This is a genomic window from Armatimonadota bacterium, assembly GCA_017993055.1.
In the GTDB taxonomy this organism is placed as follows: Bacteria; Armatimonadota; UBA5829; order DTJY01; family DTJY01; genus JAGONM01.
Genome location: JAGONM010000022.1, coordinates 26,089 through 40,456 on the forward strand (window position 1 = coordinate 26,089; position 14,368 = coordinate 40,456).

At 61.0% G+C, this 14,368-nt stretch carries 16 protein-coding genes and 1 tRNA gene; 6 read left to right on the forward strand and 11 right to left on the reverse strand.

What is annotated here, in order from left to right; all coding sequences use genetic code 11:
* The first annotated feature begins 64 nt into the window (after positions 1-64).
* The gene (locus KBC96_09515) at positions 65-1,114 is read left to right on the forward strand and encodes a hypothetical protein (GenBank protein ID MBP6964631.1); all 1,050 of its coding nucleotides are present in this window, start codon (positions 65-67) and stop codon (positions 1,112-1,114) included.
* A gap of 99 nt (positions 1,115-1,213) precedes the next feature.
* On the opposite strand, the gene KBC96_09520 is transcribed toward KBC96_09515, so the two are convergent.
* The 4 genes from KBC96_09520 to KBC96_09535 form a co-directional block, all read right to left on the reverse strand.
* Positions 1,214-2,050 (reverse strand): hypothetical protein, encoded by an 837-nt coding sequence (locus tag KBC96_09520; GenBank protein MBP6964632.1) that lies wholly within the window; start codon positions 2,048-2,050, stop codon positions 1,214-1,216.
* Between the two features lie 68 nt (positions 2,051-2,118).
* Entirely contained in the window at positions 2,119-3,117 is a 999-nt protein-coding gene (locus KBC96_09525; protein ID MBP6964633.1) for a hypothetical protein, read from the reverse strand.
* Positions 3,114-3,485 (reverse strand): hypothetical protein, encoded by a 372-nt coding sequence (locus tag KBC96_09530; GenBank protein ID MBP6964634.1) that lies wholly within the window; start codon positions 3,483-3,485, stop codon positions 3,114-3,116. Before KBC96_09530 ends, KBC96_09525 begins: the two co-directional genes overlap by 4 nt.
* Position 3,486: 1 nt before the next feature.
* Positions 3,487-4,059, reverse strand: a complete 573-nt coding sequence (locus KBC96_09535) for a sigma-70 family RNA polymerase sigma factor (protein ID MBP6964635.1) — start codon at positions 4,057-4,059, stop codon at positions 3,487-3,489.
* Positions 4,060-4,177: 118 nt separating this feature from the next.
* Here KBC96_09535 and KBC96_09540 point away from each other — a divergent pair.
* Positions 4,178-4,261, forward strand: a tRNA-Leu gene (locus KBC96_09540).
* 56 nt (positions 4,262-4,317) lie between these two features.
* On the opposite strand, the gene KBC96_09545 is transcribed toward KBC96_09540, so the two are convergent.
* Positions 4,318-6,378 carry a hypothetical protein gene (locus KBC96_09545; protein MBP6964636.1) on the reverse strand — a complete coding sequence of 687 codons (2,061 nt, stop codon included), beginning with the start codon at positions 6,376-6,378 and terminating at the stop codon, positions 4,318-4,320.
* 166 nt (positions 6,379-6,544) lie between these two features.
* On the opposite strand from KBC96_09545, the gene lpdA reads away from it, so the two are divergent.
* Complete coding sequence (gene lpdA / locus KBC96_09550; protein MBP6964637.1) at positions 6,545-8,101, forward strand: dihydrolipoyl dehydrogenase; 1,557 nt, start codon at positions 6,545-6,547, stop codon at positions 8,099-8,101.
* On the opposite strand, the gene KBC96_09555 is transcribed toward lpdA, so the two are convergent.
* The 3 genes from KBC96_09555 to KBC96_09565 are packed head-to-tail and all read right to left on the reverse strand — an operon-like array spanning position 8,042 to position 9,463.
* Positions 8,042-8,251, reverse strand: a complete 210-nt coding sequence (locus KBC96_09555; protein MBP6964638.1) for a hypothetical protein — start codon at positions 8,249-8,251, stop codon at positions 8,042-8,044. The genes lpdA and KBC96_09555 overlap by 60 nt on opposite strands.
* Positions 8,248-8,646 (reverse strand): HIRAN domain-containing protein, encoded by a 399-nt coding sequence (locus KBC96_09560; GenBank protein MBP6964639.1) that lies wholly within the window; start codon positions 8,644-8,646, stop codon positions 8,248-8,250. The genes KBC96_09555 and KBC96_09560 overlap by 4 nt, the downstream gene beginning before the upstream one ends.
* A 4-nt stretch (positions 8,647-8,650) precedes the next feature.
* Positions 8,651-9,463 carry a hypothetical protein gene (locus tag KBC96_09565; protein MBP6964640.1) on the reverse strand — a complete coding sequence of 271 codons (813 nt, stop codon included), beginning with the start codon at positions 9,461-9,463 and terminating at the stop codon, positions 8,651-8,653.
* A 175-nt stretch (positions 9,464-9,638) separates the two neighbouring features.
* Between KBC96_09565 and KBC96_09570 the strand changes: the two genes are divergently transcribed.
* Positions 9,639-9,872 carry a type II toxin-antitoxin system HicB family antitoxin gene (locus KBC96_09570; GenBank protein ID MBP6964641.1) on the forward strand — a complete coding sequence of 78 codons (234 nt, stop codon included), beginning with the start codon at positions 9,639-9,641 and terminating at the stop codon, positions 9,870-9,872.
* Positions 9,869-10,102: a type II toxin-antitoxin system HicA family toxin gene (locus KBC96_09575; GenBank protein ID MBP6964642.1), complete on the forward strand. Its 234-nt coding sequence runs from the start codon at positions 9,869-9,871 to the stop codon at positions 10,100-10,102. The genes KBC96_09570 and KBC96_09575 overlap by 4 nt, the downstream gene beginning before the upstream one ends.
* Here KBC96_09575 and KBC96_09580 read toward each other — a convergent pair.
* Complete coding sequence (locus KBC96_09580; GenBank protein ID MBP6964643.1) at positions 10,099-13,059, reverse strand: N-6 DNA methylase; 2,961 nt, start codon at positions 13,057-13,059, stop codon at positions 10,099-10,101. The two genes, KBC96_09575 and KBC96_09580, sit on opposite strands and share 4 nt — an antisense overlap.
* A 31-nt stretch (positions 13,060-13,090) precedes the next feature.
* Between KBC96_09580 and KBC96_09585 the strand changes: the two genes are divergently transcribed.
* Complete coding sequence (locus tag KBC96_09585; GenBank protein MBP6964644.1) at positions 13,091-13,423, forward strand: hypothetical protein; 333 nt, start codon at positions 13,091-13,093, stop codon at positions 13,421-13,423.
* A 99-nt stretch (positions 13,424-13,522) separates the two neighbouring features.
* On the opposite strand, the gene KBC96_09590 is transcribed toward KBC96_09585, so the two are convergent.
* Entirely contained in the window at positions 13,523-14,056 is a 534-nt protein-coding gene (locus KBC96_09590) for a phosphatase PAP2 family protein (GenBank protein MBP6964645.1), read from the reverse strand.
* A gap of 102 nt (positions 14,057-14,158) precedes the next feature.
* Complete coding sequence (locus KBC96_09595; GenBank protein MBP6964646.1) at positions 14,159-14,353, reverse strand: cytosolic protein; 195 nt, start codon at positions 14,351-14,353, stop codon at positions 14,159-14,161.
* Positions 14,354-14,368: the final 15 nt, after the last annotated feature.

Sequence of the window (14,368 nt, forward strand, 5' to 3'; positions counted from 1 at the left end):
CATCTCCTGGTGAGTATACCGACAGATTCGCTGGTCGAGAAAACGCAAAGGAGGATACTGAGAAATGGCTGCGAGACTTGGATTCGGCTGGTGTCTGCTGATCATGGTGGCGATGCTTGTGTGTACGGCCGGTGCACAGGACGACGGTTGTCTAGGGCTATACTACACTGGCGATCTGTTCGACAGGTTTGGCGCCACCGCTCTCTGCGCGCAGGTAGGATGCCCCTGCGATTGTTCTCCCACACGCACCTTCCTTGCGGGTGAGGGTGTCTGGTTTCAGGCACTGGATCTCTGGAACATCAGGAGGACGCATGGGGCGTTCACAACTCGCCCCACAAACGCGGTAGGTAGCGTATGCGATCCCCAGAACTTCGGTTCGGGTGTGTTCGAGGTTCAGGCATTCGGCGCGTCCGGCGGACTGCTGGACGGAGTGACCTCTCCGCCGGTAGCGGTCACGGTGTTCAGCTGCAGACCGGGTGTCGGTATCGCGGCAGGTGGGGCGCTGATGCTCGACACATGCCGACCGAGGCCGTGCGGGCCGAGACCCCCGGATGTGCTGACGGACTCGATCCCGACGCAGCCCCTAGGGTACGGATGCATGGAGTACTCATGTCGGAGGGCGACCTTCGGCCTGTTCTATGATGTATGCAGACCGTCCATTGTCCCGAAACGACCGGTGGCGGGCACTACAGCGGAAGGCCTGAAGCTGAAGCCCATCGAGTTTTGCTTCGACGTGCCGCTGCCCCACAGTGGCAACGAGCAATTGCTCTTCCTCGATCCGTGCAATCCGGACGGCGCCGTGAAGATCAGAGTCACTAACTTCAAGAGCGCGACGCTGCCGGTCTTTGCGCACATCAACCTGTTGCCGCCGTGGTGGTATATCAGGTTCGAGGGCCTGAAGCTCATGGGCTACTGCGAATACACGGTCGGTGACGGGCCTCCTCAGACCAAGCACTTCGAGGCGATGCTTGGAGTGAACTACTGGGTGTTGTCGAGCCCGCCGTACTTCAAGTGCAGAGATGCTTCCTTCTCGATCCGGGTATGGGAGTATCCCAGCACCACTCTCTACCAGGCCGGCGGCAAGATACAGGACGGCGGCTGGCAAATCTTCTAGAGTTCCGATCTGCTTGACCGCTATGGCAACTGCGACAAAAGAGGGGCCGTCCGTTCAACCGGGCGGCCCCTGATCTTGTGGATGCGGTGTAGGTTTGGACTACTTGGCAAGCGGACAGTTTGGATTCATGCCCTGTCCCGCGCCGCGGCCCATGCCGCCTCTGCCCATGCGCATCCCCTGTCCGGGCCCCATCGCGCCGCTCTGCATTCGGCAGGCGCCGTTCCCGAATCCCTGACCGGCGCCGCCGAACTGCTGGCGAAGCTGTTGATTGTTAGCCATGTAGTCGTACAACTCCGTGCGCAGCGCCTGTCCCTCTCTCTCCAGATCGGCGATCCTCTTGGGATCGCCGTTGCCGTTTCGGAGTTGCGCCAGCGTCAACTGGTTCTCGCGGATTCGGTTGTGTAGATCGCCGACCTTCTCTATGAATGCTTTCTGCTCGGGCGTGTTCGGTTGTACTCCTGTCCACCACCCGCCCGCGTTCGGATTCGGCTGATCATAGCCGTAAGGACAGGGGAGGCCGACCTGACCGTTGCCGGAGCCTCCCATCCTGCCGCCCGGGCCTATCTGCTGGCGAATCTGATGATTGTCGAGCATGTACTGGTGAAGCTGCTCGCGGAGGCGCTGCGTGTCCTGCTCCAGAGCCTGGACGCGGTTTGCATCACCGTTCGATGCACGGAGTTGTGCTGCCTCGAACTGCCTGTCCCGAATCTGCCTGTGCAGATCGGCGACAGTCTCGGTGAAGGCGTTCTGCTCGGGTGTTGTGGTCTGAGTTCTCGTCCACCATCCACCTGCGCCCGCCGCCGGCTGGGTGTTGCCGTATAGACGCGGCTGACCGGCCCGCGCGAATCCCGCGCCTCTCCCCTGAGCATACACGAGCGTGACGCTTAGCACTATCGCCACGATAGTCAGAACTGCGATGATCGTTGTTCTCTTCATGGAAACTCACCTCCTGGAAATCGTTCTACGCTGTTTAGACGCCCGGGAAGGTGGGCGTATTCCATCAATCAGAAACTATTGGCGATTCTGCCCAACTCATCTGCGGATAGGTCCCCGACGACGACGATGGTCAGCCCCCCCGTATACGAGCATGCGATCTGCGCGTGATCTCCCTGATCGAGCATGCAGGAGGCACACCCGCGGCGCGGCGCGCCCTGTCCTCGTCCTCTCCCTCTGCCGAATCCCCAACCGTTTCCACACTGGCCCTTGCGCTCAAAGATAGAGACGGTGTTCATGCCATTCGTGTATCGCAGGCCCGCAAACCTCATGCCCCTCGGGTTCTCACGGAGATAGTATCCGCCGAATCCGTATCCGGGAGGGACGTGCGAGGGCTTCCTCGGTGTGAATCCAACCGCTGAGCGCACGGATTCGAGGCTGCTGTCCCCGGATGCGCCGAGGCGGACCGTCCTCCACCCTTCCGGTATCGAGAAGATGGAAGGATCAGGACGCTTCGAGTAATCTATGTTCGTGTATTCGGAGGACATGGTACGTCTGCCGTCAAAGCTGAATCTCTCCGTCTTCAGTGCGAGGAACGTGCCTCGATCCACCCATAGGCGCTTCGATGGGTTTCCCGAGGCCTTGGGGCGGACGGCGATCGTGTAGCAGTTCCGACCGGCTATGCTATCCTTGCCGACCAGAACGGCGGTGTAGTTGGCGAGCAACAGGTCGAGGCGCTCGGGTGCCTCCGGAGTGCCCGAGACGTATGCAGTCCTCGCGCGGGAGTCTAGCTGCGTCACGGACTTACCGTCGTCGAGTAGGACGGTTCCCGCCGAGGCTCCGGAGAGATACTCCATCCGCGTCTTCGCGCCGTTCCGGTTGATGAGCACGTCTGCGGAGGTCCCGCCCGATGCAGTGTAGACCGTGGTGCGTATGCGTCCCGAATACGATGCGCGGGCATCGGCGTAGTACGACTTCTTCAGTATCTCAGTCGCGCTCATCTCCGCGACTGCAGCAGAGATCGCTAGGCAGAGAATCAGCGGGACGAGTGCGGCAGGCAGCCGGCTCATCTGGAGGCCTCCGATCCGGACTCGGCGTGTGCGACCTGTGCGAGACCGAGGGCCGCCCTGTCTGCGAACGGTTCACGCCAACTCATTGATGCGTGGTCCAGGAGCATCGCGGAGGGCTCCCACTGCTGTGACGGCTCTCCGGTGAAGAACAAGGCTACGACTACCGCCGTGATCGCGACCGTAGCGCCGATCGCCGCCTGCACGCGGTGCCGTGCCAGCCACCAGAAGGACCTCGTGCCGACCGCGCCCGACCTCGGTTCGAGCGAGGAGCGTATTGCATCCCAGCGATCGGGCGCGGTCTCAAGCGCTGTTTGCTCAAGCAGGATGATCATCTCCCGATCTGAATCCCTGTCTGACTGCTTCTTCATCTCAGGCCTCCTCGACGTACGGCGCGAGCTTTCGACGGAGCGCTTCCCTTGCTCTGCTGAGTCTCGACATCACTGTTCCTCTTGAGATTCTGAGTGCGTCCGAGATAGCTTGAACATCCATCTCCTCAAGATGATGCATCGTGACCACGAGCCGGTGGTCCTCACTCAGCGTCCCTATCGCGCGGCGAACGGCCGCGCCCACGTCATCGGCGATCAGTTCCTGCTCAGGACCCGGCGATTCGTCCGGGATCTCGAACGACACGCCACTCGGACTCGGATCGGCCATCTCCGCAACCGGTCTGCGAGACCGACTCTTCATCGCGTCGCGGCCCCGGTTAAGGGCGATGCGGTGAAGCCAGCTTCCGAACATCGCATCTTCCCTGAGAGACGGCAGAGCCTTCCACGCTCTGATGAACGAATCCTGGACGATGTCCGCCGCGTCCTCCGGAGAGAGTTCCAGTTGCCTGACGAAGTTGTAGAGGCGGTCGTTGTACCGCCGGTACAGCGCCTCGAATGCGGAAACATCCCCGGTCTTGGCTCTTGCGACGAGTTCCCTGTCCGTGGCCTCTGTCATGTGTTGTCCTGACGCGGACGCTCTCTCCTTCAGACTTCCATCGGGCTCGATGGCATCCATGATAATTGTTCGGACCTGGGCGAAGTGCTATAATACCGTCGCATCGGCACTCCGATTCGGGCGAGTGGTGGAATGGCAGACACAAGGGACTTAAAATCCCTCGCCGCAAGGCATGAGGGTTCGACTCCCTCCTCGCCCACCAGGCGGGAGAGTGATCGGTATCGGATCAAGCTCTTTCCGCCGATCACTGCCTACGGATCAGTGATCACTTGCCCCATACACCTCGATTTCTCGGAGTGTGATCCTCTGGTCGCCCGCCTGACCGCCGGCCTCGATGACGTCCGGGGTCGCGCCGCCGCCGTTGGTGACCCTGTGAATCAGCAGCCGGATTCTCTGCGTTGTGATTGGCTCGAACTTGTGCATGAATATCCACCGATCGCTGAAGAAACTGTCAACGGTACAGCGCACGGGCGGCGTGTAAACCTTGAATGTCCTGGTCGGTTCGCGCACACGGTCCAGCGTTACCCACTGCCCGGCCTTCTCATACTGAAGTTCGTAGTTGACGAGTGTGCCCATGCCCTGCCAGGGCGGAGCCGCGAATACGTGCACCCGGCTGATCTCTCGTGCTGCCGGAAACTCCATCTCGACCCATGCGGGATATACTGTGTCCTTGGGGCTCGTCCACGGACCGGGACTCTCGCCCTGGAGGTAGTACCAGTTCTCCAATTCGCCGCTATTCACCTTCCGGATATCATCCGTGCCGGCGGTGGAGTGCGAGCAGACCGTCCCCTCCTCGCGAGCCATGTTCATCCCATAATCCATCGGCACGACCTCGATCCGCTGCCCCTTCGCAAGCTCGACATAGACCGGCAGTTCGGCGACCGGGAGTGTCGCCTTCCCGTTTATGACCGCGATGGTGGAGGTCACTCCGAACGGCGATACGACCTTGAGCCGGTTACCGCCTTTCACGAGTAGGTCCACCTCGCCGTCGGTCGCACCCGCGCTCATGAACGCCGCGACCATCTTACCCGACCCCTCGAAGAGACTGCCGACGTAAATGTCGTTCCCGCTCGGGCCAAAGTCGAAGGCGCGGACGAACCTCGTGCCGTATAGTTCCTCAGACCAGACACGCATCAGAGGCGCTGCAGGGTTCACGCCGCCGTCGTCGTTCTCCCACCAGGTCGGCATGTCCCAGAAGCCGTGGCTCTTGTCATACCAGTAGTGGTCGTGTTCCTTCGGGATGCCGTATTGCTCGTACATCATGAAACGCACCATGGTCCATCGGCCCTGGAGGCGGGGCTGGTACGATCCGTAGACCGCGGCGAAGTAGCCGTTCTCGGTCTGCCACTTCTCGATCCTCTCCGCCCCGTATTTCGCCAGAAGTTCGTTCAATCCGTCCAGCGAGGCGCGGGCAAGCCAGACATCGCCGTTGACGTTGTTGTACGCATGGAAGGAGAAGGCGTCGATATACTTCGCGCCGCCGGCCTTCAGGAAGTCCTCGATGAACGCGAGGCCGTAGGGATTGATCGTGACGGGGTTGGGCGCGACGACCTTCAGCCCGGGATCAACGCTCTTGACCACCTCGTAGAATGTCTTCAGCTCCTTCTCGACGAACTTGTCTCCCTTGTATCTGAAGTTCGGCTCGTTTCGGCACTCCCAGTACTTCACAACGTCCTTGAATCGCTCGACGATCTTCCTCACGCCCTCGAGGTCTTCCGTGCCGTTTGGGAATGCGACGAGCAGGGCGCGTCTCCTCGACTTGTCGTAAGGAAGATAGTACTTCGCCTCCATCTCGATACCCTTCTCGATATCCGCGATCGTCTCATCCGGCTTGCCCGCGTTCTGCGCCGCATGCCGCTGGGGTCCCATGCCGAGGATCGAGCGGGTGGGGGAGTCCTGGGCGGGCTGTCCACTCGGCTCGCCCAGGGGCGGAAGACGGGGGAAGTGGGGGTCGTCTCGGATCACGGCGAACATCGTACCGCCTACGCTGTCTCCCCACGGCTCGACTGCTTCGGCACCGAAGAGATAGAGCTTGTACCAGCCCGGCTCCGCGATGTTGAGCGTGAGAGTCTCGGTAGCCGCGCCCCTGTCCACGATGTTTCCGTAGTAGTTCCGCACCTCATAGCGAATGGCCGCATCGCCCCTGAGTGCAAACTTCACTGGCTCACCGGCGTAGAAAATGTTGCTGCGCCGGCCCGAGAGCGGCTCGACCTTGTTCGGTGGCTGCTCCCATTTCCAACCGCTCGTGCCGGGGCCGCTCGCGAGAATCAGGAAACAGACAGCGCACACCGAGGCCCTGATCAGTCGGGGTAACATCATCCCAACGCACCTCCTTCAACAGATCCGCATTACGGACCTGTTCGGCGACGAGCCGGCGGTTTCCTGTAGGTCGGCACGGAAGGTATGAGCGGCCTTCGCGTGGTATTATGACTCGACTGGGGCAACGGGAGCGGCCTCCGCGGAGTATGGAAGGAAGGGTGACGGGATGAAGAAGGCAGGACGCGAGATCGAGCAGAAGAACTCCTCGGTGGTTGTCGAGAGGCGCGCGGGCGGATCCCCGTCGGGCGTCACCCCGTTGGCCCTCGACAAGATCGAGGCGCCCCGAATATCCCCGGATGTGGAGATGAAGATGGCACAGATGATTTCCCCGGCTGCGGACGTGGTCGTGATCGGCGCTGGCCCGGGAGGGTACGTCGCGGCGATTAGAGCCGCCCAGCTCGGCGGCAAGGTGGTCATGGTCGAGAAGGCCAACCTGGGTGGCGTCTGCCTCAATCGCGGCTGCATCCCGACCAAGGCGATGCTCGCCAGCGCAGACGCATACGACCTCATCGCCAACCACGGCGCCGACTTCGGTGTCAACGTCGGCGGCAAGGTCACGCTTGACTATCCGAAGGTATGCGAGCGGCGGGACAAGATAGTGAAGCAGCTCATCTCCGGTGTGGGTGTGCTCATGAAGAAGCACAACGTCCGCGTCGTCGCCGGTACGGCCGGACTCTCCGGCGCGAATACCGTGGACGTTGCTCTTCCCGACGGGAAGAACGAGCAGATCACCGCCAGGAACATCATCATCGCCACCGGGTCGGAGCCGGTCCCGCTCCCGATCCCCGGGCTCGACGGCGAAAACGTTTGGGACAGCGACCGGGCGCTCGATGCAGCCGCCGTCCCGAAACGCCTCCTCGTCATCGGCGGGGGAGTCATCGGCGTCGAGTGGGGCTACATGTTCCGCAAGTTCGGCGCCGAGGTCACCATCGTTGAGATGATGGACCAGATCCTTCCTCTGACCGATTCCGAGATCGCCGGCGATCTCAAGAAGGTGCTCGACAAGATGGGCATCGAGATACTCCTCGGCGCGAAAGCATCCAAGGTCGAGCACGCCAAGAGCGGCGAAGTGGTGACGGTCGTAGTGGGAGACTCAGAGCGGGCAATCGTGGCCGACAAGGTGCTCGTCGCCGTCGGACGGAGGTCAGTCTCGGAGGGTCTCGGCCTAGAGAGCGCCGGCGTCCGGACCGAGAAGGGACGCATCATCGTTGACGAGCGCATGGAGACGAATGTCCCGGGAATCTACGCCATCGGTGACGTCGTCGGCGGTATGCTCCTCGCGCACAAGGCATCCGAGGAGGGCGTCGTCGCGGCGGAGAACTGCATGGGCCGTGAGAGCCGGATGTCGTACAAGTCCGTCCCCGCCGCCGTATACACCACCCCCGAGGTGGCGACCGTCGGCCTGACGGAGGATGAACTGAAGAAGCAGGGGACCGATTATCGTGCCGGCAAGTTCATGTTCCGCGTGAACGGCAAGGCGATGGGTATCGGAGAGCGCGAGGGCTATGTGAAGTTCCTGGCGGACGCGAAGTACGGAGAGATTCTCGGCTGCCACATGATCGGCCCGCACGTCACCGACCTGATCCAGGAAGTCGTCATCGGCATGGACGCGGAGGCGACGATCGAGACGATCGCGCATGCGGTCCACGGTCACCCGACTCTCTCAGAGGTCGTGAAGGAAGCGGCTCTCGATGTCCTCGGCGATGCGATCCACAAGGGGTAGGGGATCGCGATGACTCCCCGTCCCCTCCACGATCTTGATCTCTTCATCCGTGAGGCGGTAGAGCTCGTAGACGAGTCTGTCAGTCTCCCGGTCGGTGGCGGCTATCTGCGTCTTGTCGTTCGGGAGCGCCGCCCGTCCGCATCTCCTCAATAGTCCCGCATATACACGCGAATATCCATTTTCAGCCACTCGTCGAACCAGTTCTTGCTCTCCAACTTCCCGAAGAGCAGCTTTCCCGCGTCCATGAGCCGCGCGATCACCTCGTTCTTCGCCCTCGGCACATAGCCGAGCTTGTTGCCCGTCTGGTCGAAGATGAGTATGGCCAACTCGTCATAAGGGTTGTCCGGCTCGCGCTTGAAGAGGAGCAGGTCTGTTGGGCTGAGCGACTCCTCCACCTCCTCCAGGTCGAGGTACGAAGTCCCCGCCACGTGGCACTCCATCAGGAATATCTCCTGCACGAACGGAAGCGCCAGTCCGTCCTCGCCGAACGAGGCCCGGAGCAGCGCGAGTATTGACTTGTCGAATGGGACCAGGGAATCGCTCATCGCCTCAGTCGCTCCCCTCCAGTCGCTTCAGCATCTCCTCCAACGCCGAGAGCTGCTCCTGCTCGTGGCTGATCTGCTCTCGAATTACCTCCTGCTGCGACGATACCCAGTCCCGATCGTTCAGCTTGTCTTCCATCTGAAGGAGCGGGTGTCCGCGCAGCTTCTCCAGCCTTTCGCGCATCATGAGGATCTTGTCCATCAGGCTGCTGAGCTTGTCTCTCATCAGATTCAGCGAGTCAGGCAACGTGTAATCCTCAGGGATGTCCTCCGCGAGCAGGGCCAGCGCCCGAAGCTGTTCCAGGTCGCCGTTCTCGTAAGCCGCCTGCACCTGAAGCCAGAGGTTCTTTGCCGCCTCGCTCTGGTCGGGATTGACGTCGGGATGAAGCTTCTTCACCAGCCGGCGGAAGAGCGATCGAAATTCTTCGCTCTCCTCCTCGGTCATCAGGTGGGAAAGCCGCAGTTCGGCGTATCTCAAGTCGGCGTAACTGCTCTGCAGCCGGAGCATCCATTCCTGGAACTCGAGGTCGAGCTGGTTCTCTATCGCCCCGATATCAACCGGTTCGCCCCTGTTCAGCGCGGCCTGGATAAGCTCGCATTTCCGTCGAAGGCGGCGCACCCGAATCTGTACCTGCAGGAGTTCATACTGCAGCGTACCGATCACCGTCAGGTAAGTCGCCTCGATGTTGGGTATGAGCGTCTTGTTCAGATACTCGTACTCCTCGAAGAGCTCTGCGAGTTCCTGCCTGCGCCGTGCGCATTCCTCCGACATCCGCTCGAACTCGGGGTCGGGCCGCATGTGAGACGATTTGTCGGTCACTTCTTCATCCTCACGCTCCCATCCTACCACCCTCTCATTCTCCCACACTCCCCGCGCTTCCTGCGGCAATCAATGGTGACTTTGTCTGCATATTGAGGTATAATGCATCCGAACAGGGCTAGCCGCCGGTCCACCTGTCCCGGTTCTCCGGGGATATCAGATATCGAGGTAACAGATGAGCAAGAAGAAGCTTCACTTTCCCGTGATCATCGAGCAGGACGAAGACGGATGGTTCGTCGCCACTGTTCCGGCCTTGCGCGGCTGCCATACCCAGGCCCGATCCCTTGCCGAACTGGATGAGCGGATACGGGAAGCGGTGGCCCTCTGTCTCGACGCGGAGTCCGGCAGGGAAGGCGCGATAACCCAGAACAAGTTTGTCGGCGTGCACGAACTCGAGATCGCCGTATGACAGGGCTAACCGTCATTCCCCCAAAGAAGATGGCGGCTATTCTGCGCAGACTGGGATTCGAACTCGACCGCCAGCGCGGCAGCCACGCCTACTACAAACATCCTGACGGTCGCAGCGTAGTCGTGCCCATACATGCCGGTGAGGACCTGGGCAAGGGACTCATCCGGGAGATACTCAAGAGCATCGAGCTGTCCGTCGAGGAATATGAGAAGCTCAGACAGAGCGTCTAGCCCGTCCCCTCCACGATCTTGATCTCTTCGTCCGTGAGGCCGTAGAGTTCGTAGACGAGTCGGTCTATCTCCCGGTCGGTCGCGGCTATCTGCCTCTGTATCTGCGTCTTGTCGTTCGGGAGTGTCGCCGCGTCGAGCCTCTTGTGCAGGTCCAGCATCCGGTCCACCAGTTCCACCATCCTGTCATGCCGCGCCTTGTCGTCGGGATCGTCGAAGTTGATGGCGCGAATGGGGAGCCGGGAGACGTACTCCGTGAGATACTCGTAATAGCCACCCCGCCGCTCGACCGCGATTCTTGAGAAGTAGAAGAAGAGAGGACGAGAGTTCAGCAATCCCAGGAGATACTTGTCTGCCCTGGGGATGAAATAGCAGGTCTTGTCAACGAAAATGCCAGTGTCGTCAAGGGCGAAAGATGCTCTGCTCGCCACACTCGCGTAGACTATCTTCGGCTTCCGTATCACGTCATAGTAGCTACATGGCCGCAGCTCATACCACTTCTTCGATGGGTGCTGGATATCGGTGCGCTGTTCCAGGTCGGCCTTGTGCTTGTTGAGATAGGCCATCACGTGCGGATGGCTTTTCTCAGAGATGCCGTCCGTGAATAGAAGGTATTCGCCAGTGTGCGAATACGTATATCTCCGGACATTCCTGCCCCGAACGTACGGAAGGAAGATGGCCCGGTCGTCAGAATCGGCAATAACCTCTATCTGAGGCTGCTTGACGATAAAGACCTCATTCAGTCCGGTCAATACGCCCCGCAGGGGCTGGCATCTGCAATACTCGGGCAAGGGTATTCCGGCCGCATCCATCCGGGAAAGCACCTGCTGGTCCAGAGCTGGATGCAGTTGCCAGTCGCCATTCTTGAGCGCGGACTGAGGCACGGCAAATCCCTGGTCGGATACATACTGGCCTAGGTCACCGAAATCCAGAGTCTTGATGTTGCATACTTCCACATTGTTCCCGTCTCGACGCTCTGCAACATTCTCCTTCTGCAGGATGAAGATGCAGGGGTAGACTGTCGCACCTTGAAACACCGGCAGGTCGGCGAAATCGAGGAACTCGCGTATCACGCTCTGCGACGGCATGAGTTGACGCAACTTGCCCCCATAGCCGGAGCGGACAAACTTGCTTGAGACAATGAACGAGAACAGCCCGCTCTCCCGCGCTAGCTGCAATGAGCGTTCGATGAAATACACATACAAGTCGGCGGCACTTGCGTAGGCTTGATAGTGCGCTTGCAGGTAGGTCTTGAACTGACTGATACTCTCCTGCCTCACATACGGCGGGTTGCCGATCACCGCGTCGAAGCCGCCCGCCTTCATGATCGCGGGGAAGCCATCCTCCCAGTCGAAGGCGTTGATCCGCCGAACCTCATCATCGCTCAGGCCCGAGGTATCGAAATCCGTCCCGATCAGCGAGTTCCCACACTTGATGTTCGCCGACAGGTCCGGGAGCGCGCGCTCGTGGAACATCGAGAGCGAGACATCCAGCGTGTCCCGGCTCTCGCCCTCCAGCACCTTCAGCAGCAGGCTCAGCTTCGTGACCTCCACCGCCTGGCTGTCGATATCCACGCCGTAGATGCTGTTCAGGAGTATCCGCTTCTTCTCGCTGGTCGTCAGCCGCCACTCGCTCTCTGAGAGGTGGTAGACCGCCTTCTTGAACTTCTCCGGCTCGTGCTTCACGTAGTAATCGAGATGCCAGCTCAGCAGGAAGGCGTAGGCACTGATTAGGAACGACCCCGATCCGCAGGCCGGGTCAACGATGCGCAGCTTCTCCACCTGCTTGGGCGTCTTCCCCTCGCACAGCTTGCCGACCGTGTTCCTCACGATGTAGTCCACGATGTACGTCGGCGTGTAGTAGACTCCGCCCGCCTTCTTGACCTCGGGCTTCTCCTCCACCATGGCGGTATGCCCCGGCGTGAGCCGGATCACCTTGCCGAGGAACTGCTCGTATACGCTGCCGAGGATGTCCGCCCCGATCACGGAGAATTCATAGGGGCTCTGGGGATAGTACAGCCCGGCGATCATATCCCTCAGCGCCTTGTCGTCAATCGCCAGGCCGGGGGTGATCGTGTCCGGCGCTTCCGGGCGGCCCTTCTCCTCGCTGAAGTGAAAGAGGCCGGAGTTGTACTTCGCGTCGGCGGCATGATAGAGGTCGAGCAGCCTGCCGTATACGTTTGGGCCGCTCGTCCTTCCGAGCAGTTGGCCCTGCGGCTCAATGCCCCGATCCTCGCACATGCGCAGGAAAACGATGCGGTCAATGGTATTCTGCACCGCGTAGTTCAACTCCCTAACGTCGAGGCCTGGGTTTCGGAGCGCGAGGTTGCGGGCGAGGACGGTACGCCATTCCTCGATCTGCTTGAGGAACTCCTGGTCAACCTCCGCCGTGCCGCGCTTGCCCTTGTCGGCAGCAGCGTACTTATCGAACGAGCCGCGCCACACGGCATCCCGGCTGAATATCCCCGCGATCTCCTCCCAGCGGCTCGCATACTCCGTGTAGGGCACATACATCAGCCGTGCATGGCTTGCCTTGTCGGATGGTTTCGGTGGAGTCCGGCAGTCATAGACCGCGAACTCGTGGAAGTTGGTGAGGACGCCGAGAGGGAGCTTGGCGGTCCAAGAGTAGCGGCGGATCTGGCCGGCGGGCCCGGCATCGAGGTTGATGCTGACGGCGGGCTTCTTCGCTTCTACGAAGAACTTCCGCGTCTGGCCGACGCGGAAGGTGTAGTCGGGCGCGTTTGCGTTGCCCTCCACCCGGATCGTCCCCTCGAAGACGACATCCATATAGGCGGGTGAGTATCCCTGCTTGTTCCGCACATCCCAGCCGAGCGCCTCGAAGAAGGGATTCAGGAACTCGGCGCGGGTCTGCTCCTCGTTGTAGGAGGCGCTCCGATACTGATTGCGGTTGCTCTCATACCGCTCAACCAGTTCCTTGATGATATCCGGCGCATCGGGCATTGGGACACCTCTGTGGACGCTGGTATGCGCTGTGCTAACTATGATATTGCACGGAGGCGCGCCCGAGTCCTGCACAAGCGGGCGTATCTGCGTGGGGAGGGGCCGCCTCGGGCTCTGGGATGTCGCCGGGGAGCTCCCCGACGGCGTTGCAGAGCTCCCTGACGGCGTTGCAGAGCTCCCTGACGGCAGTGCAGAGCTCCCTGGTGTCGTTGCAGAGCTCCCTGACGGCGTTGCAGAGCTCCCTGATGACGTTGCAGAGCTCCCTGACGGCGTTGCAGAGCTCCCTGACGGCGTTGCAGAGCTCCCCGACGGCGTTGCAGAACTCCCTGGTGTCGTTCCAGAGCTACCCGGTGGGACAAGGTAGGTAACCTGACGCGTTGCGCGGCTCAGAACTCGCGGCGCGGACGGGATGACGGAGGAGGGCTAAGGGTTCGCCGGGTGCGGCCGGCGTCGCCAACCGGTCTCAGAACGAGATGCTGAAGCCGACGGACGGGGAACCTGAGCCGCTCCGATCGTGCGTGAAATGCCTCGCGATGAAGTATCCGATCAGCGCGCCGGCGACGACTTCGTCCCACCTGTGAGCGCCAACTTCAATCCGCGAGTAGCCGATCGCCGCAGCAGAACCGTAGGCCAGACCACCGGCCTTCGGTTGGTAGGCGTCAATGCAGGTCGCCATTGCGAATGCTGCTGAGGTATGTCCGCTCGGGAAGCTGTCCATGCCGTCTCCGTTGGGCCGCCGGGTCGGCACGCCGAGCTTCAAGGCCTGTGTCACGAGGGTGGTGGTAATCAGGGCCTTGGTGGTCTGTACCGCTGCCCGCATGCCACCCTGCCGGTCGGCCGCGATCGCCAATGTACCCGCTATCAGGAACGGGCCGATGGAGTCGGATAGGGCCCGATAGGTTGTGTCGCAGACCTGCTTCTCGGTGGCCAGCGCGTGGGCGGAGACGAGCAGAAGAACGGCGGCAAAGATGAATGGTCGTCCGGTCGGCGTGTGCATGTAGTTGTGTTTCTCCAGTCTTCTGTCGGCGTCTCTGCAATCCCTTGGTGGACTGCGAGTCGAATCAGGATTCCAGATGCCTTCCCCTTCGCCTCGAAGTCCTTACCGGTGAATCCGCACGAACCGTGCGAATGAGCGGTCGTAGGTTTTCTCGACGTCGTCCGGAAACGCGCAGGCGGGAAGCTCATTGTTACTCAGGTGGTAGTGCAGGCACTCGCAGCAGTTCCCCTTGCGGGAGCATCCCGGGTAGCTGCAGTTGCACCGTTGCCCATTCTTGTGAAAACTCGGACAGTCCATCGCAAGTGCTCCTTT

What these genes read in the sequence shown, in the direction of transcription:
- KBC96_09515 (MBP6964631.1), top strand. Translation starts at nt 65, where the DNA reads ATGGCTGCGAGACTTGGATTCGGCTGGTGTCTGCTGATCATGGTGGCG.
- KBC96_09520 (MBP6964632.1), bottom strand. Translation starts at nt 2,050, where the DNA reads ATGAAGAGAACAACGATCATCGCAGTTCTGACTATCGTGGCGATAGTG.
- KBC96_09525 (MBP6964633.1), bottom strand. Translation starts at nt 3,117, where the DNA reads ATGAGCCGGCTGCCTGCCGCACTCGTCCCGCTGATTCTCTGCCTAGCG.
- KBC96_09530 (MBP6964634.1), bottom strand. Translation starts at nt 3,485, where the DNA reads ATGAAGAAGCAGTCAGACAGGGATTCAGATCGGGAGATGATCATCCTG.
- KBC96_09535 (MBP6964635.1), bottom strand. Translation starts at nt 4,059, where the DNA reads ATGACAGAGGCCACGGACAGGGAACTCGTCGCAAGAGCCAAGACCGGG.
- KBC96_09545 (MBP6964636.1), bottom strand. Translation starts at nt 6,378, where the DNA reads ATGATGTTACCCCGACTGATCAGGGCCTCGGTGTGCGCTGTCTGTTTC.
- lpdA (MBP6964637.1), top strand. Translation starts at nt 6,545, where the DNA reads ATGAAGAAGGCAGGACGCGAGATCGAGCAGAAGAACTCCTCGGTGGTT.
- KBC96_09560 (MBP6964639.1), bottom strand. Translation starts at nt 8,646, where the DNA reads ATGAGCGATTCCCTGGTCCCATTCGACAAGTCAATACTCGCGCTGCTC.
- KBC96_09570 (MBP6964641.1), top strand. Translation starts at nt 9,639, where the DNA reads ATGAGCAAGAAGAAGCTTCACTTTCCCGTGATCATCGAGCAGGACGAA.
- KBC96_09575 (MBP6964642.1), top strand. Translation starts at nt 9,869, where the DNA reads ATGACAGGGCTAACCGTCATTCCCCCAAAGAAGATGGCGGCTATTCTG.
- KBC96_09580 (MBP6964643.1), bottom strand. Translation starts at nt 13,059, where the DNA reads ATGCCCGATGCGCCGGATATCATCAAGGAACTGGTTGAGCGGTATGAG.
- KBC96_09590 (MBP6964645.1), bottom strand. Translation starts at nt 14,056, where the DNA reads ATGCACACGCCGACCGGACGACCATTCATCTTTGCCGCCGTTCTTCTG.
- KBC96_09595 (MBP6964646.1), bottom strand. Translation starts at nt 14,353, where the DNA reads ATGGACTGTCCGAGTTTTCACAAGAATGGGCAACGGTGCAACTGCAGC.